Origin of the sequence: Chryseobacterium sp. (genome assembly GCF_029240215.1) — a bacterium.
In the GTDB taxonomy this organism is placed as follows: Bacteria; Bacteroidota; Bacteroidia; order Flavobacteriales; family Weeksellaceae; genus Chryseobacterium.
Map to the genome: position 1 here is coordinate 212396 of NZ_JARBTK010000003.1, position 19425 is coordinate 231820.

Below are 19425 nucleotides of genomic sequence, written 5' to 3' on the forward strand. Positions count from 1 at the left end.
AATATGCGAAAACTATTAACAGCAAGCTTTTTTGCACTGGTTATAGGAGGTGTGACTTCCTGTTCGGTTCAGAAACAAAACGCTGCAGGCAAAGTAGAACTTCCCAACAAGAAAGAGATTCTGGAAGTTTCAACACGTGCTAACCAATATTTTATGAACAAATGGCCTGATACAGGAAAAGAAATTGTCGGTAAAAAAGTGTGGCCAAGCAATCTTTGGACACGAGCTGTTTATTATGAAGGATTAATTGCTCTTTATAAAGTAGATCCAAAAAAAGAGTATTATGACTATGCAATTTCATGGTCAGAAAACCACAAATGGGATATGATGCGAGACACTTATACCCGTAATGCAGACAATCAGGCTTGTGGACAGACTTATTTAGACCTTTATGAAATCGATGGTAAAAAAAATCCTGAGAGAATAAAATTGGTGAAAGCTTCCATAGATAGTATGATGGCTACCAATAAAATAGATGACTGGTGGTGGATCGATGCGCTTCAAATGGGAATGCCTATTTTCACAAAACTTGGCAGAATGACTGGTGAAAAAAAGTATTTTGACAGAAATTACGAAATGTATACCTATACAAAATACAAACACGGGGGAAATGGTCTTTATAACCCAAAAGACAGACTTTGGTGGAGAGACAAAAGCTTCGTTCCGCCTTATAAAGAACCAAACGGGGAAGATTGCTACTGGAGCCGTGGAAACGGATGGGTAGTTGCTGCCTTGGCTCGTACGTTGGAAGATACACCTAAATCTGATCCTCATTATCAGGAATATTTGCAGGATTATAAAGATTTACTATCAGCTTTGATTCCAATTCAGCGAGAAGACGGATTTTGGAATGTAAGCTTGCACGATCCGACCAATTTTGGTGGGAAAGAAATGACAGGAACTGCTCTTTTCGTTTACGGAATGTCTTACGGAATCAATAATGGACTGATCGACAGAGAAACTTATTTGCCGGTTGTGGTTAAGGCTTGGAATGCCATTGTGAAAGATTCCGTTCAGCCCAACGGATTTTTAGGTTGGGTACAAGGAACAGGAAAAGAGCCTAAAGATGGTCAGCCGCTTTCTGTAAGCAAAGAACCTGATTTTGAAGACTATGGTTTGGGGTGCTTGTTGCTTGCAGGAAGCGAGGTTTATAAACTGAAATAATCAATTTTTTTCTAAAGCTTCATACATCCTTGGAATGGACTTTCCGAAAGAATTTTATTGAAAGGATCAATCAGAGTGTATGCTCTGATTTTTTGTTTTAAATGAAATCAGGATTGATGGGTGATCATTCATAAGTGGGTAAATAAAATATAATGGTAATTTTTATTTTAAAGATTATGAAAATGCCAATATCTTTGAGGATTTTACAAGCATGACACTACAAGATGCTTAGTTGCTTCCATATCAGTAATTTTCAAATTCAAGCAAGACGATAAAATTATGAATGCATTATTAGGAGTTTTTTTTCATTTCTTAGGAGGATTTTCTTCGGGAAGTTTTTATTTACCATATAAAAAAGTAAAAGGATGGTCGTGGGAAACTTATTGGTTGATAGGAGGTGTTTTTTCTTGGATCATCGTTCCGCCGCTTACCGCTTTTCTTACCATTCCTAATTTCTGGGACATTATTCAGAACGAAAGTTCTTCTATACTGGGACTGACGTTTTTGTTTGGTGCTTTGTGGGGAATAGGTGGTTTTACTTATGGTTTGGGAGTTCGATATTTGGGAGTGGCGCTTGGAAGTAGCATTATTTTGGGACTTTGTATGGTTTTCGGATCATTGGTTCCCTCTATTTTTTATGAATTTTCTCCTCAATCAGGAAAAGATAATATAGGTTTGATGATGTCAAGTTCTTGGGGACAATTTGTTTTACTTGGACTTTTTGTTTGTGTTATCGGAATTATCATCAGCGGAAAAGCGGGAATGATGAAGGAAAAAGAACTTCAGACCGAATCAATAGATCCTCATGGAACACAGGTGAAAACGGAATACAAATTCGGATTAGGATTAATCGTTTCCATCATATCAGGAGTTTTGAGTGCTTGTTTCAATTTCGGTTTAGAAGCAGGAAAGCCAATGGCAATCATGGCCAATGAAGCATGGAAGGTTGCCAATCCAAATCAGGGAGAATTTCTTTTCCAGAATAATGTAACGTATGTTGTCGTTCTTTGGGGCGGAATGGCAGTCAATCTGATCGGTTGTCTCTATCTAGCTTTTAAAAATAAATCTTATACAGATTACACCAAAAAAAATGTACCTGTTATAAAAAACATCATTTTCTGTGCATTGGCAGGAACGATGTGGTTTTTACAGTTCTTTTTCTACGGTATGGGAGAAAGTAAAATGGGGAACGGACCGAGTTCATGGATTTTGCACATGGCATTTATTATATTCATCGCCAACCTTTGGGGCATCGTCATCAAAGAATGGAAAGGTGTTTCCAAAAAAACCATTACAACGATTGCAGCGGGAATGGTTGTAATATTTATTTCAATTTTAATTGTAGGATACGGGAATTCTTTAAGATAAGAATTTTAGTTTTGTAAGCTTTTATTAAATTTCATTCATACTTAATATAGTTTAAATTTTGCAAGGCACTGATAAAGATCAGTGCCTTTTTCTTTGCTTTTTCTTTGCTTTTTGTATGATTTTTTGTAAATATTATTTTGCTTAAAAGGTTTTAATATTGCTAATATTTATTTATGGATTTCAAATTTTATTCAATTTTTTATAACTGAATCATTAATACTTTTAAATTTTATATCAAATATTTATAAATATTTAAGTTAAATTAAGAATTTTATAATGCAGGATATGGCAGGATGCCAAAACTTTTGTAACAGTGTACTTTGGTGACAGAAATAAGTAATGTAAATAAAAATTAATATATGTCTTTAATAATTAAACACAAGAATATTAAGCCGCTCATCGCACCGCTATTTTTGCTTGCGTCTGGCTTTATGTTTGGGCAACAAGCAGCAAGTGATACTGCAAAAGTAGACACTAAAGATATTGAAGAGGTTGTCGTTATCGGTTATGGTAAAGTAAAAAAATCTGACCTTACGGGATCTGTATCATCAGTATCTGCAAAAGACCTTGCGGCTACTCCGGCAATGAATGCTTTACAGGCTTTGCAGGGTAGAGCAGCAGGTCTTAATATTGTTACGGCAGGTGGTGCGCCTGGAGCAAATGCAAACGTTACCGTTCGTGGTGGTGCATCGATTACTCAAGGAACAGAACCATTATATATTGTTGACGGTTTCCAGCTGGATAATGCTTTGAATATTATCAATCCTAACGATATTGAAAGCATTGATGTATTAAAAGGAGCTTCTGCAATCGCCATCTATGGTGCACGTGGTTCCAACGGTATTATTGTTATCAAAACAAAAACCGGGAAAAAGGGTAGAACAACTATCCAATATAATTCTTTTATGTCATTTGATATGCTTTCAAAGAAGCTGGATATGGTTTCAAACGCTGAGCAGTATGTAAAATATCAGTACGAGATGGCTCAGCTTCAGGGGAAAACTACCACATGGAGCAATGTTTTTGATAATGGCTTAGGTACAGATTCACCTGGATTTTATACCGGTGCTTTTAATAGAATCAGTAATCGCTACGGCTCAGAATCTGCGTTAGACTGGCAGGAAAAAATGCTGGGCGGAACAGGGATTACACAAAATCACAATGTAAATGTTTCTGCAGGTACAGACAAAACGCAGGCATTCATCAGTTATAATTACAACAGGCAGGAAGGTTTATTACAAAATTTCAGTGAAACCAGAAATTCATTACGTGCCAATATCAATTCAGAATTGTATAAAGGAATTCGTTTAGATTTCAGTTCGATGTTTACTACCAATTCTACAAACGGTGGTGGAGCATATTCAGGAATGAAAAAAATACTTCTTCAGCCCATTACAGGAGGAACATTATTTACACAGGATGAGCTATTCAATACTCAGACTTTCCCTGATTATTCTTCGTTAGACTCGAGTTTTGATACAGAGAATCCGTATATAGAAACTGCGGCATCTACTTCAAACAGAAGAACCAGAACATTTTTGGCTAACGTAGGTCTTGAATTTGATTTATTGAAGGATTTTACATTCAGAACTGCGGGATCTTATAACTGGACGAACACTAAGTCTACTTCATTTTCAGATAAAAATTCCCGTGCATTTCTTACAGACCCTGTAAATACAGGAATTAATGGAAGCATCGGCAATTCTGAAGCTTATAGATATCAAATTACTAATACTTTAACCTATAATAAGACTTTAGGTGAAAAACATAAACTGACCGGATTAATAGGAAATGAAATTATCTATCAGGAAACTGAAAGTAACAGCATGAGACTGATAAAATTTCCTTCTATTTTAAATTACGGTTTAGATGATATATCAAATGCTACAGTTGCAGATAAAGAAGCAGACAGATCTTCACTCAGCTTACTTTCATATTTTGCACGTGTAAACTATAATTATGATAATCGTTATTTACTAACAGGTACAATTCGTCGTGACGGATCTTCAAAATTTGGTCCGGAAAACAGATGGGGTATATTTCCATCCGTGGCTGCCGCCTGGAGAGTTTCAGAAGAAGGTTTCTGGAAAAATTCTAAAATTGAAAATTATATCAATGATCTGAAGTTTAGATTTGAATACGGTATAGTTGGTAATAATAGCATCCCAAATAATGTGTTCAGAACCAACGTGGTAGGAACCGATTATCCTTTGAGTAATACTGTAGGTAATTTAGCCTTAGTAACAAGCAGTGTTTTGGGCAATCGTATGGTGCAATGGGAGGAAATGAAATCTACCAACTTAGGAGTAGATTTGGCTTTGTTTAATAATAGAATTAAATTAACCTCCGAATGGTATAACAACAACGTAACCGGGATGTTGCTGCAAACTGTACTTCCTGCTTCTACTGGGTATTCAAGCACATATAAAAACATAGGTTCCATGAAAAATACCGGTATGGAATTCACATTAAATTCAATCAATTTAAAATCTGAAAACTTCAGATGGTCTACAGATGCGAATATAGGATTTAATAAGTCAAAAGTATTGTCTCTGGATGAAGGAAGAACCTTCAGAAACTTCAGTGTAGGTAGTAACAGAGCAGGTATGGTAACCTATTACGCTACAGTTGGAGAAGAATTAGGAGATATGTATGGGTATGTTTATCAGGGAATTTATACTACTGATGACTTTACTCAGGCATCAAATGGAACATTGACTTTGAAACCAGGGGTTGTGAAGCCAGCTTCAGGAACTCCAAAACCAGGTGATATTAAATTTGCTGCGGATAATGAAGCAGGAGATCAATTTACAAGAAAATTAGTGAAAATAGGAAACGGTACGCCGGATTTTATCGGTGGATTGAGCAATAATTTTTCTTACAAAGGTTTTGATCTTGCAGTATTTATGAAATTCAGCGTAGGTGGTGATGTTTATAATGCGACCAAGCATAGTATGAGTCCATATGCCTTATTCCAAAATGTACCTTCAGAATTCGGGGATAACTATTATCATGTGGTTGATCCTAATACAGGACAGGCTGCAACGAGTTTGGTGAGATTAAAAGAACTTAACCCTAATGAAAGTGATAGGCTTTGGAGCTTAGGAACTACAAACTCAAGCTATATCACTTATCCTTCATCGTATTATGTAGAAGACGGCTCATATTTAAGAATTTCTATGATAACTTTGGGGTATTCTTTTCCTAAGGAATTTTTGAGTACTGTCAGATTGAGTAACGCACGTATTTATGCAACTGTTAATAACGTAGCGACCATTACAGGTTATTCAGGATTTGATCCGGAAGTTTCGGCGGCAAGTGGTGTTACCGTTACTCCGGGATATGACAATTCTTCATTTCCAAGATCCAGAAGTTATGTTTTGGGTATCAATCTTACTTTTTAATATTTAAATGTTTCAATCATGAAAAATATAGTTAATAAACACAATTTCATAAAAAGATTAATAATAATTCCATCCATTTTGATCGGTGGACTCAGTATCAATTCTTGTAGTGATGAATTTTTGAATCAACCTGCATATAATTCATCTGATACAGAATCGGTATTTACAAATATAGAAACTGCAGATGCGTTTGTTCAGGGTCTTTACAGAGGTCTTGTTCCTACTGAAATGTTTTACCAATTGGGAGCGGGAGATACGGTTACGCATTCTTCAGAAGACGGATCAACCAATAATTCCAAATACAATATCTGTAATTATCAATATGATTCAAAAACTCCTAATACCGTTACAGGAATCTATGCTGCGATGTATGCTGTCATAGAAAGATCTAATATTGCAATCGATAGGTTACCAGATATGCCAGCTAGCGCAAAGCGTGATGCATTATTAGCAGAAGCAAAAGCCATTCGTGCATTTTGTTATTATAACTTAATAAGAGTTTACGGCGACGTACCTGCAATCTGGATACCTTTAGAAGAAGCAGATCCAAATGATCCGAGTACGCTTTATCCCAAACGTACTTCACGTGATGTAATTTATGATAAGGTTATTGGTGATATACAAGAATCTATTAACAGTATGCCGACTTCTAACGGAACACCGGAAAGACTAAACAAACAGTCGACTAATGCGCTTTTGGCAAGAATTGCTTTATATGCAGCAGGATATTCTCTTCGTTGGGATCTTAATACAGGATCTGCAGGTACAATGTCTCGTCGTCCGGATAACGCTAGGGTACAACAATTGTATCAGATTGCAGATGCTGCAGCGGCAAGTGTGATTAATGGTGGTACCAATAGTTTAGTACAGGCTCAGGGAGGAAAAAGTGGTTTTGAAGCTTTATGGTTTAATTTCGACAGAAGAAATTTTGCAACTGTAAATCAGGAGATGCTTTGGCACATTGCTGAATACGGACCGAATACAAACTCTGCTTTTGGAGTGTATGCACATCCAGGTTCTAGAGGGGGCACTTATGGTTCTCGTAAGGCTTTACAGTTCATATTACCTAGTTATTACCTGTCTTTCGATCCGGCAGATAAACGCAGAGATGTTGCCACTACTTCTTACAGTATCTACTTCTTAAAAACCGGTAATGCAAGTGATACATGGGTAGATGTAGGAACTACATATTCTTGTATTATGCCGGGTAAATTCAGAATCAGTTGGTGTGTGGAGCCACAGGCTGCAGATGCACGTAATCTGAATATTCCTATTATCAGATATGCTGATGTATTATTGATGTATGCAGAAACACAAAATTATTTAAATGGAGGACCCACTGCTTCGGGTATTGCTGCATTACAGCAGGTGAGAAACCGTGCGGGAATTGGTTCCATGACAATTCCAAGCGGTCAGCAGGCTTTCGAATCTGCTATTGTTCAGGAGCGTAAGTGGGAATTTTCAGACGAATTTATGCTTCGTACCGATTTGATCAGAATGAATCGTATTGCTAGTGAAATTGATGCAACTAAACAGGCAATGAAAAACTTGTCAAACCGTACAGGTCAGTTTGCAAATACACCAATTTATCGTCTTTACAAATTTCATAAAAATGCACAGGTTTACGGAGATCCGTTCTTGGCAGTGACTTATATAGACTTAACAAATCCTACACAAATTGCAGCTGTTCAGGCAGTTCCTACAAACTCAAGTGGTTATGCAGCCTATCAGGTAACTTTGAAAAATATAGCAGCAGCAAATGGGCAAACTTCAACCACTGATGACAAATGGTATCCTGTGAATATGTTCCAGGCTTATACAAGTACATTTAATGGTAATGCAAGAAAAGCTGTAGGATTTGTTGAAGGATTTAATGCACTTCAGATTGGAAATATCATTTATACAAAACCAACCGGATCATTTGAGAACGGAGGAGTCTATCCAAACTGGATCGAAGGTGGAGGAGATGGTCTTTTCTACGGATTTGTACCAAATAAAACGGAATTACTTCCTTTTGCGGCAGCTTCTGCAGGTCATCCATTGGTCGATAACCCGAATTTGACTCAGCTTCCTGGATACTAATCAATAACAAACACCACATCAAAATATTAATTCATTTTTAACCTAATTAAAATTACCGTACAGCTGAGCCGAAACGTGATAAATATCATTGTTAATTTATCTTTAAATAATCAGTTCAGCAGTATAGTACGGGATGCTGTAAAAATTACTACAGTCTAAATTTGGGTTAAAATTCAGAAACAAAAAGAAAACAAATGGAAAACGTAAAAACATTCAAATACGTAGATTATTTATGGGATGAAAGCAAAGCGGCTTCTTTAGGAGATGATCAGGTTGCTTTATTTTTATACCGTTCAAACATATTAGGAGCAGATCTTAGAATTACCAATTATGGAGGAGGAAACACCAGTTGCAAAACACTTGAAAAAGACCCTTTAACCAACGAAGAAGTTGAAGTAATGTGGGTGAAAGGTTCAGGTGGAGACATCGGAACTTTAACAAGAAAAGGAATCGCCGGATTATATACGGAAAGATTAAGAAACTTAAAAAATGTTTATCAGGGTTTGGCAGATGAAGACAGAATGGTTGGCTTGTTCAATCACTGTATTTTTGACTTAGATAGCAAAGCTCCTTCTATTGATACGCCTCTTCACGGTTTACTTCCATTCAAACATATCGATCACCTTCATCCGGATGCTTTAATTGCTGTAGCTGCTGCGAAAGACAGCGAAGCGATTACCAAAGAAATCTGGGGAGATACAATGGGGTGGGTTCCTTGGCAACGTCCTGGTTTTGATTTAGGATTACAGTTGGAAAGATGTTTAGCTGAAAATCCGGGAATTCGTGGAATCGTCTTAGGAAGTCATGGATTGTTCACTTGGGGAGACACTTCTTACGAATGTTACATCAACAGTTTAGAAGTTATCGAAATGGCCTCTGAATATATTGCTAAAAAAATCGAAGAAAACGCACAGGTTTTTGGAGGCCAGAAAGTTGAATCTCTTCCTGCTGACGAGCGTAAAAATAAAGCAGCACAATTGATGCCTTTGTTGCGAGGTTTAGCTTCTTCTGAGAATAGAATGGTTGGTCATTTTACTGACAGTGATGTCGTTTTAGAATACATCAACAGTAATGATCTTGAGCGTTTGGCTCCACTTGGAACTTCTTGCCCGGATCACTTCTTAAGAACAAAGATTCAACCACTAGTTTTAACTTTAGATAAAAATGAAGATTTAAGCGATTCTAAAGCTATTTTAGAGAAATTAAATCCTCTTTTCGAACAATACAGACAAGAGTATAAAGAATATTACGAAACTTGTAAACATCCAAACAGTCCTGCAATGCGTGATCCGAACCCTGTGATCATCATTTATCCGGGAGTTGGAATGTTCAGTTTCTCAAAAGATAAGCAAACAACTCGTGTTGCTAGCGAATTTTATGTCAATGCAATCAATGTAATGCGTGGAGCAGAAGCTATTTCTGAATACACTTCATTACCAAGACAGGAAGCATTCGACATTGAATATTGGTTGCTTGAAGAAGCTAAACTTCAAAGAATGCCTAAAGAAAAACCACTTTCAAGAAAAGTTGCGATCGTAACCGGCGCAGGAGGTGGAATCGGACAGGCAATTGCTGACAAAATGGTTCAGGAAGGAGCAGTTGTTGTTTTCACAGATTTGAATCAGGAAGCAGTAGAATCTGTTACTGCAAAATATAACAAAGATCAGGCTGTAGCGGTTACTTGTGATGTCACTAATGAAGAGGCGATTGCAAACGCTTTCAAAGAAACTGTTTTAGCATTTGGTGGAGTAGATATTATTGTTCACTCAGCAGGTTTAGCGATTTCTAAATCTTTGGAAGATACCACAACAAAAGACTGGGATCTATTAGAAAATGTCTTGGTAAAAGGTCAGTTTTTGATGGCGAAAAATGGAGTGGAAATCATGAAAAAGCAGGATTTAGGGGGAGATATAGTAAATATTGCAAGTAAAAACGGCTTAGTTGCCGGACCAAATAACGTTGCTTACGGAACTGCAAAAGCAGCTCAACAGCACATGACAAGATTATTGGCGGCTGAATTGGCTTCAGATAAAATCCGTGTTAATGTAGTAAATCCTGACGGAGTTATCGTTGGGAGTAAAATCTGGGAAGGTTCTTGGGCAGAAGGTCGTGCAAAAGCAAACGGAATTTCTGTAGAAGAATTGCCGGCATTTTATGCAAAAAGAAATTTATTAAACGAAATTATTCTTCCTGAAGACATCGCCAACGGAGTTTTTGCCTGCGTTGCTATTTTAGATAAAAGTACAGGAAACATCATCAATGTAGACGGAGGAATGGCAAATGCGTTTCCAAGATAATTATTGATAAATATTTTTTGTTTGGGCAGCTTAATCCGCCCTCCGTTCCCGCTTTTTTGCTCGTCGTACCTCCTCACAAAAAAGAGCTCCACTCAGGTCGGGCTGCGAAGATTCGAAAGCAAGATAAGGGATGAATTAAATATTTAAAACTAATTTTAGGCAATCAATCAACCTTGTCAGGGTTCAAAACCTTGACAAGGTTAACAAAAATCAAAATATGATTATAGGAAAAGATATCATTGAACAAATTAATAAAGACGAAGTTGAAAACTTTAATTCAGACTTTGATTTTCTACAAAATAAATTAACAAAATCAGGAGCAGATGTTGCTGAAATTGTGAACAAAATTGCCGATTTCCAGGTGGCAATTCCAAGTTGGGCTTTAGGAGCTGGAGGAACCCGTTTCGGAAGATTTTCTTATGGTGGCGAACCTTCTTCTTTAGAACAAAAATTAGATGACGTTGGATTGCTTCATGCATTAACGCATTCTGCGGGAGCGGTTTCATTGCATATTCCTTGGGATATTCCGAGTGATGTGAAAACAATTAAAGAAAAAGCGGCGTCACACGGACTTATTTTTGATGCCATGAATTCTAACACATTTCAGGATCAGCTGGGAGCAAAAGCATCTTACAAATTTGGTTCTTTGAACGCTGTGAATGAAGATTCAAGAGCTTACGCTGTTGAACACAACAAAGAAGTGATTAAAATCGGAAAAGAATTAGGTTCAAAAAGCTTAACCGTTTGGTTGGCTGATGGAGCAAGCTTTCCCGGACAATTGAATTTCCAGACGGCTTTATCAAATACTGAAAAAAGCTTAAAAGAAATCTATGCAGGAATGCCTGAAGACTGGAAACTTTTCATCGAATATAAACCTTACGAACCGAATTTCTATTCTACAACAATCCAGGATTGGGGAACTTCATTCATGTTGGCAAATGCTTGTGGAGAGAGAGCTTACACTTTAGTGGATTTAGGACATCATTTACCGAATACCAATATCGAACAAATCGTTGCAACATTGATGTATAAAGGGAAATTAGGTGGTTTCCACTTTAATGACAGTAAATATGGAGATGATGATTTGACGGTTGGCTCAATCAAACCTTATGCTTTATTCTTGATTTTCAATGAATTGGTGTACGGAATGGAAAATAATCCTACCAACCCTTATCCGGCTTGGATGATCGATGCAAGTCACAATATCAAAGATCCGTTGGAAGACTTATTACAGTCTTTGGAGGCTATTTTAATTGCGTATGCTCAGGCACTTTTGGTTGATCAGAAAGCATTAAAAACAGCACAATTAAACAATGATGTCGTTGGTGCGCAGGATATTTTGCAGAATGCGTACAGAACAGATGTTCGCCCGTTATTAAAGGCTGCAAGATTACAGACGGGTGCAGCATTAGACCCAATCGCAGCTTATAGAGATCTGAAAGTAAGAGAAACTTTAATTTCCGAAAGAGGTTTAAATGTAAAAGCAACCGGATTATAAAATCCTATTTAAATTTGATAATTTCAACTTTTGAGTGCAATCGAAAGTTTTTATTATATGTATCCTTATATTTTTATCATTAAGGTTGAAAGTGTTTAGATGAGTAGGGTTCTAGGCATTGCTGCTTTAAGAAATTAGTGGATTTTTTCTTATCGCATCTTACAATCTGAACACTCCTTAATGGTTTTAAAAATAATATTTAGATGAAGACCTGATAAACATGATTATTATTTGTGTTCTTTGCTGAGTGAAACGCCTTTGCGAACTTAAAACATATAGTAGTCAAAAAAAATCTTTGCGGATTTTGCGTTTAAAAATAAAGCTTACAAAGACAAAAACTAGATTAAAAAGAATTATTTTTATTTTATAAAACTCAATTTAATTCATTACAAGAATGTCCGAAAAAAAGAAGGTAACCATAGTATTTGATATTGGAAAAACCAATAAAAAGTTCTTTTTATTTGATAAAAATTATAAAGAAGTCGTTCGTGAATATACAGAATTACCGCTCACAACTGATGAAGATGGTTATCCTACAGAAGATCTTGCAGCCCTGCAAAATTGGATAAAAGATAATTTTAATGCCATTCTTGACAATGAAAAATACGAGGTAAAAGCAATCAATTTTTCTACTTATGGGGCGAGTTTTGTGCATCTCGATCAGAGAGGAAATGTTCTGACGCCTTTGTACAATTATACAAAACCCATGGATCAGGAAATTCTTGATTTATTTTACGAAAAACATGGCGATAAACTGAAAATTGCCCGCGAAACAGCATCACCTCAATCGGGAATGTTGAATTCAGGACTGCAATTATTCTGGTTAAAATATAAACACCCTGAAACGTTCAAAAAAATCCGTTACAGCCTTCACTTACCTCAGTATTTGTCGTATTTGTTTACAGGAATCTGCGTTTCGGAATTTACTTCAATCGGCTGTCATACCAATTTATGGGATTACGACAAAGCAGATTATCACGACTGGGTTTATGAAGAGGAAATCGATGCTTTATTAGGACCGATTGTACCTACTTCTGCGAGTATCAATACTTCATACAGAAACAAAAAAATTAAAATCGGCGTTGGAATTCACGACAGTTCTTCAGCGTTGTTACCTTATATTTTAAGTAAAAAAGAACCTTTTTTATTGCTATCAACAGGAACATGGAGTATTTCTCTGAACCCTTTTAATGATGAAAGTCTGACGGATGAAGATATAGAAAACAATTGCCTGAATTATATGCGTATCGACGGTAAACGCGTAAAAGCATCCCGTTTTTTTATGGGAAATGAATATAAAATTCAGGTTGAAAAATTGTGTGCATACTATGGAAAAGAGTATGGTTTCCACAGAGAAGTACAGTTTGACCAGGATTTGTATCTGCGGCTAATGAAAAATAAAAATATCTATTTTCGTTTTGAAGGAATTATTTTAAAGCGAAAAATGATTACTGCAACAGATTTAAATTCATTCGCAACCTTTGAAGAAGCCTATCATCAATTGATGATAGAATTAATGGATCTGCAGATTCATACCATTACAAATGCAATCGGAAATTCAGATATTAAAAATATTTATATTGACGGTGGATTTACAGATAATGATGTATTTATGAAGCTAATGTCTCATCATTTTCAGCATTACAACGTGATGTCTACACATTCTCCGTTGGGTTCAGCATTGGGAGCTTCGATGGTTATTTCCAACAAAAAAATAGACGAAACTTTTTTACAGCAGCATTATCAGATGAAAGTGCTTCAACCTTTAATTCTTAATTTATAATTCATGGCATTTCCATTTGATACCCGTTATGCTTCACTTGAACTTCTGATCGAAAGAGCAAAAAAAAGAATGCCCCGTTTCGCTTTCGAATATTTGGATGGCGGTTGTAATGAAAACATTAACAGAGACAGAAATACAAGCGAACTGAGAGAAGTTCTGCTTCGTCCGCAATATCTGAACAATAATTATGCGGAAGCCAATATGGAAACTGAATTATTCGGCGTAAAATATTCCGCACCATTCGGAATTTCTCCAGTTGGTTTGCAAGGATTAATGTGGCCCAATGCTCCAGAAATTTTAGCAAAAGCAGCTTTTAAGCATAATATTCCTTTTATTTTAAGTACGGTAACAACAAGCAGTCTTGAAAGAATTTCCGAATTAACGGAAGGAAAAGCCTGGTATCAATTATATCATCCAAGAGAAGAATGGTTGCGGGACGATATTCTTGATCGTTGTGAAGTTTCCGGATACGATGTACTCGTAGTTTTGGCAGATGTTCCTACTTTTGGATATAGAGCAAAAGAAATCAGAAATGGTTTGGCAATGCCTCCTCAATTGAATTTCAGAAATATTTCCCAAGCTTTAGCAAGACCGGAATGGTGTTTGGAAATACTCAAACATGGAGTTCCTAGTTTTAAAACCATGGAAAAATACATGGATAAAAATATGGGTGTGAAACAGTTAGGGCAATTCATGAATTCTACATTTTCAGGAAGATTAAATTCTGATAGAATAAAAGCAATTCGCGACAAATGGAAAGGAAAATTGGTTATCAAAGGTGTTGCTTCAGACGAAGATGCCGCAGAAGCCGTTCGTTTAGGTTTTGATGGAATGATCATTTCCAATCATGGCGGAAGACAATTAGACGCAGGAGAATCTACGATTGCCGTAGTCAAAGAAATCAGCGAAAAATATAAAGATCAGATCAAAATAATGATGGACAGCGGTGTGAGAACCGGTCCGGATGTTGCCCGCGCTTTAAGCTGTGGTGCTGAATTTGCCTTTATGGGGAGAACGTTTATGTATGCAGTCGGAGCTTTAGGCGAAAAAGGTGGTGATCATATTATTGAAATGCTTAAAATGCAGTTCAGACAGGTAATGGAGCAGGTTTGTTGCGAAAAACCGGAGGATTTACAAAATTTTAGAGTAAAATAAAACTTCTTAAAAGTTAAATATCTAATCAGTTTGTCGTTCTGACGAAGGAAGAGTCTATTATTAAATTAAAAAGAGATTCTTCATTACACTATCTTTTAGAATGGCACTTGTGAAATTTACTTTTTTATAAATTAAAAAATTCGCAAACCTAAATTTGCGAATTTTTATTTATCAAAATCTTGATCATTTATTTCTTCTTTTTAGATTTTACGGCTTGCCTGGCTAATAGTTTCCAGTCGTTTTTAACCTTTACCCAAACCAATAATATATCCAAAGTTACATCACCCGGAGCTTTTCCAAAATCAGCAGTGGTGGCATAAAAGTGGTGACGAACAATTGCGGTATTTCCAACGATATTCACGTTTTGATTGGTAATATCAATAGTTACAAAATCTGATTTTTTACTGACTAATTTGTCAACAAATTCCGTTGCGTCATCAATGTGACCTCCCGAATGCCCATACGTTAATTCCGGTAAAATTAAAGATTCTAATGATGATTTGTCGCCGCTCATCATGGCTAATCTTAGCTTTTCTGCAACATCAGTTACAGCATCTTTATCGTTTTTTTTCTGCGCGAAAACAGTGATTGTCACTAAGAAACTTAGGGTAAAAATTATTTTTTTAATCATTATAATTAGTTTTTTTTAAAAATTCAAGGTGATTCCAATAATTATTAGGATCTTATTTTTTAACGATTTGTTTGTCATTCCGTAGGAATCTAAACTGCTTTATTTTTAGTATGTTAAGATTCCTGCGGAATGACAAAATGACTGCTAATTTTAGCGTTATGATTAAAAACTGATATTCATATAATTTTCATCCAACATCCAACATCATCTATAATGATTCTCTCTGAATAAATTTAAAAACATTATTCACCGATTCCTTTTTATTTTTTAAAATCATGTAGGCGGCAGATTCCCCCATTGCTTTAAAATCCGTTGTAATTACCGTAATTCCAAGCAATTCTTTTAGTGGCGTTTCGTTGTAGGAAATAATTCCAATGTCTTTCCCTAATTCCAGATTTTTTTGTCTGATCTGCTTTACCAAATTCACCAGATCACGTTCTCGAATGGTGATGAAAATATCTTTATCCTGTAATTCCATGTCGGGATAAATTTCGTCGAGAATCTCATAATCTAGTTTAAAATCTTTGCAAAACTTCTCAAAACCACGCACAATACGGAAAGGGTAGGGATGAATTGATTTATCAGGATAAACCAAAATAATCTTTTCGTATTTCTTTATTTTCTCTAAACCTTCTTCTAAGGCATTATAAATATCATGCTCAAAATCCTGAAAAATTGAGCCGTATTCTCCTGAAATATTAGGCTTGGTATTGTCTAGCAACAACAGTTTGTTTTTGGGAATCTGTTCGATCATGTCTAAAACTTCCTGTGTAGAACTTGTATGTTTAGACTGTTCGTCACGAAAATGCGGCATGATAACATAATAATCAAATCCTCCCAGATTCTTTTTTAACGAATTAATGAAAAGCGTTTCATCACAATGGTAAATATACATCTCAACATTGCCTTTGGTACCGATTGCATTGACGAAATAATTATAAATCATCATTTTATAGGTACTCGGTTTGTTGATCAGAAAGAAAATATTGATGATATCATTCTTATTGATACGCGAAATGTAATATCCTTTTCCCTTTACCGATTCGATTATTTGCCTTTTACGAAGTTCTTTATAGGCTTTTTCCACGGTATCTCTCGAGAGAAAACACGATTCGCTAAGCTCGTTGATGGAAGGAATTTTTTCTCCGATTTTAATTTGTCCTCCGTCAATTCCGTTCAGAATAGAATCTACAATCTGTTTGTATTTCGGAACTCTGGAGTTTTCATTGATATTGATTTCAAGTGTATCTGACATGATCTTTAAGTGGGAGATATTGTTTCAGTTAAAAAAAATCTCTTTAAGAGATTATATAATGAGTGAAGACAAGTTACAAAAATTTACATTAAATGATTCATACATTTGTTGATCAAAATTTATAGTATAAGATTCTTGTTTTCAGTTATTTATGTTTTTATTTTATGTAATGTCAGAATTTGAGAAAATGCAGAATTTCATAGTGAAACTTAAAATTCAATATTTCGTTTAAAAAAAATTAGAATACAGGAGTCTTATAGTTTCGTTTTAATCTTATCAAAATGGATTTTTGAAACTCATGCCTATAAGTTTATCAGTTCATCCGCATGAGTTGAACGATTCTATCCGCATGAATTTTTAAGTCTGATAGCTTATCCGTAACAACGGAGCTCCATAGGAGCGATAGGTTTGTAGAAAACGTTGTAACCATACAGGAGGAGCTCCGTAGGAGCGACATATCTATCCAACCCAAAAACTCAACCCTCCGACACAAAAAAAGCCCGCCATTTCTGACAGACTCTAACTAATATGAATGTAATTTTAAGGCATTTTTTTAAAACCTTCCGCTTTTATTTTCCAGGTTCCGTCTTTTGGAAAGCCTGGAAATTGTCCTGTCGAATTATCCCAACCTTCCAACATCATCGCAACAGTGGTCAAAACTCCACCATTTCCGGGAAGATAAATTCTCAAACGTTTGTCCTGAAAATTATGACCGTTTTTCAGATAAGTATTAGTCTGGATGTTCATAAATAATGCATCCAAAGCTTTGTTCGGCAGTCCAAGTCTAGCTGCATTCATCGCAGTCATCGGGAAATCCCAACCCCACGTGTGTTCCCAGTTCCATCTTTCCCAAACGATGTCCAAAGTGTTTTTCATTATTTTTTTGTCCAGTTTTGGAGACTCAGGAACCATTCCTAATGCGCCTAGAACTGCAGGATGATCAGTCATCCATTTTGGAAATGTGAATGAATCTTTCGCCGATTCTGTCGACAAATAAACCCCATCCTGAACCGGAAGCGGAGCTAATTTAGAAATGACATCATCCCATTTTTTATCTCTCGTTTCACCTAATCTTTCTTTCCAAAGTTGAGCAGTTTTCAGCGCCCAATCCCAATACGCAACTTCATAAGTAGGGTTATAAGTATCTTTCGCAGGGAAAACTTCCTGTGCAGGAATGACTCCTTTACCTAAGTTATAACGATTTTTCTCTTTATCATATGTTGCAAAATCAGCCATAAAATCAGCAGTCGCAAAAATCATATCTTTGTATTTTTCCAAAACTTTTTTATCCTTGCTGTTTCGGTACAAAAGTTCGGTCATATAAATAATGTGTGGCTGTTCCCAAATCAAAAAAGCAGCAACAGAAGACGGACTTTCATTACCTTCGTTATCCGACATTTTAATCCAACGAACGCCTTTGTAGCCTTGTCTTTCCGCTAATTTTTTAGCTTTGTCAAATGACCTGAAATAGTAATCAAGTTGTTTCTCCAAAATCTCCGGTCTTCCCCACAAAGCGAAGTGAACACCGTGCCACCAATGCATTTCCGTATGCGGTTTTCCGTACCAGCTGTTAAAAGTCAACCCCGTTTCCTGAGGAGGATTACTTCCTCCGCACTGAACTTTGGTTAAATATTCTGACAAGACAACTCTTCTTTCAAGCTCATTGGCTCTTGGGTCTGTACTTCCCTCAAAGTCAACAGCAGCACCACTTTCCCAGAAGTTTTTCCAGCCAGAAGTACTTTCTTTTTCAGCATCAGCGAATAAAGTTCTATTAGATTTCGGGTTTTTAGCCGAAAACTCAACGCTCAATTCAATTGTTTTGTTTTTAGAAGAGGGTTCGTAAACAAAATAATGTTTTCCTGCTTCACGAAGTTTTCCGTATGTAAAATTAAATTGTGTATAATAATCTGTACTCTGCAACTTGTGCTGAATCAATCCTTGAGTAGATTGTGAAGAAACGATTTTCGAAAAATGGTCATTTTCATTTCCGTAAAAAGCAGCATCATCCAAAAACTGTCCGGTCGGAGAAGGGTAGCGTGCAAAAACTTTTAATTTATTTTTTGAAATTAAATCAGATTCAATTTTAATTCCGATTTTATCTGAATTTTGGAAAGAAGCAGTCCAGACTTTTACCGGAGTTCCTTCCAGTGAAAACTCGCTCGTGATAATTCCTGTCCACAAATCAATTTTCTGATTGATGTTGGTTAAATCTGAAATTTTCGCTTTCTGACCGTCTTTTTTCGTCAGTTCAATCCCGATATTTCCCAATTGCAAACGGTGTTGGTTCACACGGAAATATTCAACAGCACCTTTATTGCGTTCAGGTTCTTTCAGTTGGACACTGTACAACGCTTTTCTTCCATCGTTATTGAAATCATAAGGTTTTAAAGTTTCTTCAAACTTGTAATTTTTGGTATTCGGAAAACTATTCCAGCCCCATTCAGACTGCGTTCCGAGAGAAACTCCATTTTTATAATATTCAGGGAACGACTGCATTCCGGTGATGTCAACGGTGTAGGCAAATTTCCCGTTTCCTACGGTTAAAGTAGAAAGTGTATCGGCTTTTATGTTAACTACATTATGTCGCTGAACGACCTTTTTTCGGTCAATTTTCTGGGCATTCAGTGAAGAAAATCCCATCAGGAAAATCCCGAGATATATTGTAATTTTTTTCATTTTATCTTTATTTATTCTTTAAACTTACAACTTAGGCTTCGACAAGTTCAGCCTGAAAATCCTAATACTAAATGTTTTACACTGCTGTCGGACTGAGCTTGCCGAAGTTTTT

General features: G+C 36.2%; 11 protein-coding genes. 8 read left to right on the forward strand and 3 right to left on the reverse strand.

Going from position 1 to position 19425, the window contains the following annotated elements; all coding sequences use genetic code 11:
• Window positions 1-3 precede the first annotated feature (3 nt).
• The 8 genes from K0R77_RS08215 to K0R77_RS08250 all read left to right on the forward strand — a co-directional run bounded on the left by K0R77_RS08215 (window position 4) and on the right by K0R77_RS08250 (window position 14751).
• Window positions 4-1164, forward strand: a complete 1161-nt coding sequence (locus K0R77_RS08215) for a glycoside hydrolase family 88 protein (protein ID WP_300350968.1) — start codon at window positions 4-6, stop codon at window positions 1162-1164.
• Window positions 1165-1443: 279 nt separating this feature from the next.
• Window positions 1444-2532 (forward strand): L-rhamnose/proton symporter RhaT, encoded by a 1089-nt coding sequence (gene rhaT / locus K0R77_RS08220; RefSeq protein WP_300350971.1) that lies wholly within the window; start codon window positions 1444-1446, stop codon window positions 2530-2532.
• Window positions 2533-2891: 359 nt separating this feature from the next.
• Window positions 2892-5936: a TonB-dependent receptor gene (locus K0R77_RS08225; protein WP_300350973.1), complete on the forward strand. Its 3045-nt coding sequence runs from the start codon at window positions 2892-2894 to the stop codon at window positions 5934-5936.
• A gap of 18 nt (window positions 5937-5954) precedes the next feature.
• Window positions 5955-8018 (forward strand): RagB/SusD family nutrient uptake outer membrane protein, encoded by a 2064-nt coding sequence (locus tag K0R77_RS08230; protein WP_300350976.1) that lies wholly within the window; start codon window positions 5955-5957, stop codon window positions 8016-8018.
• Between the two features lie 194 nt (window positions 8019-8212).
• Window positions 8213-10315 (forward strand): bifunctional aldolase/short-chain dehydrogenase, encoded by a 2103-nt coding sequence (locus K0R77_RS08235; protein WP_300350979.1) that lies wholly within the window; start codon window positions 8213-8215, stop codon window positions 10313-10315.
• Between the two features lie 217 nt (window positions 10316-10532).
• A complete protein-coding gene (locus K0R77_RS08240; RefSeq protein ID WP_300350981.1) occupies window positions 10533-11813 on the forward strand; it encodes a TIM barrel protein in 1281 nt (426 codons plus the stop codon).
• Between the two features lie 394 nt (window positions 11814-12207).
• Window positions 12208-13596: an FGGY family carbohydrate kinase gene (locus K0R77_RS08245; protein ID WP_300350983.1), complete on the forward strand. Its 1389-nt coding sequence runs from the start codon at window positions 12208-12210 to the stop codon at window positions 13594-13596.
• 3 nt (window positions 13597-13599) lie between these two features.
• Window positions 13600-14751: an alpha-hydroxy acid oxidase gene (locus tag K0R77_RS08250; RefSeq protein ID WP_300350986.1), complete on the forward strand. Its 1152-nt coding sequence runs from the start codon at window positions 13600-13602 to the stop codon at window positions 14749-14751.
• Window positions 14752-14938: 187 nt separating this feature from the next.
• On the opposite strand, the gene K0R77_RS08255 is transcribed toward K0R77_RS08250, so the two are convergent.
• From K0R77_RS08255 to K0R77_RS08265, 3 genes are all read right to left on the reverse strand, one after another.
• Window positions 14939-15382, reverse strand: a complete 444-nt coding sequence (locus K0R77_RS08255; RefSeq protein ID WP_300350989.1) for a nuclear transport factor 2 family protein — start codon at window positions 15380-15382, stop codon at window positions 14939-14941.
• A 208-nt stretch (window positions 15383-15590) separates the two neighbouring features.
• Window positions 15591-16637: a GntR family transcriptional regulator gene (locus K0R77_RS08260; protein WP_300350991.1), complete on the reverse strand. Its 1047-nt coding sequence runs from the start codon at window positions 16635-16637 to the stop codon at window positions 15591-15593.
• Between the two features lie 540 nt (window positions 16638-17177).
• Window positions 17178-19313, reverse strand: coding sequence for a hypothetical protein (locus K0R77_RS08265; RefSeq protein WP_300350994.1), 2136 nt, complete (start codon window positions 19311-19313; stop codon window positions 17178-17180).
• Between the last annotated feature and the right edge of the window lie 112 nt (window positions 19314-19425).

Bases quoted from the DNA above. Each gene is read 5' to 3' on its own strand.
- K0R77_RS08215 (WP_300350968.1), top strand. From the start codon at position 4: ATGCGAAAACTATTAACAGCAAGCTTTTTTGCACTGGTTATAGGAGGT.
- K0R77_RS08240 (WP_300350981.1), top strand. From the start codon at position 10,533: ATGATTATAGGAAAAGATATCATTGAACAAATTAATAAAGACGAAGTT.
- K0R77_RS08250 (WP_300350986.1), top strand. From the start codon at position 13,600: ATGGCATTTCCATTTGATACCCGTTATGCTTCACTTGAACTTCTGATC.
- K0R77_RS08225 (WP_300350973.1), top strand. From the start codon at position 2,892: ATGTCTTTAATAATTAAACACAAGAATATTAAGCCGCTCATCGCACCG.
- K0R77_RS08255 (WP_300350989.1), bottom strand. From the start codon at position 15,382: ATGATTAAAAAAATAATTTTTACCCTAAGTTTCTTAGTGACAATCACT.
- K0R77_RS08235 (WP_300350979.1), top strand. From the start codon at position 8,213: ATGGAAAACGTAAAAACATTCAAATACGTAGATTATTTATGGGATGAA.
- rhaT (WP_300350971.1), top strand. From the start codon at position 1,444: ATGAATGCATTATTAGGAGTTTTTTTTCATTTCTTAGGAGGATTTTCT.
- K0R77_RS08265 (WP_300350994.1), bottom strand. From the start codon at position 19,313: ATGAAAAAAATTACAATATATCTCGGGATTTTCCTGATGGGATTTTCT.
- K0R77_RS08260 (WP_300350991.1), bottom strand. From the start codon at position 16,637: ATGTCAGATACACTTGAAATCAATATCAATGAAAACTCCAGAGTTCCG.
- K0R77_RS08230 (WP_300350976.1), top strand. From the start codon at position 5,955: ATGAAAAATATAGTTAATAAACACAATTTCATAAAAAGATTAATAATA.
- K0R77_RS08245 (WP_300350983.1), top strand. From the start codon at position 12,208: ATGTCCGAAAAAAAGAAGGTAACCATAGTATTTGATATTGGAAAAACC.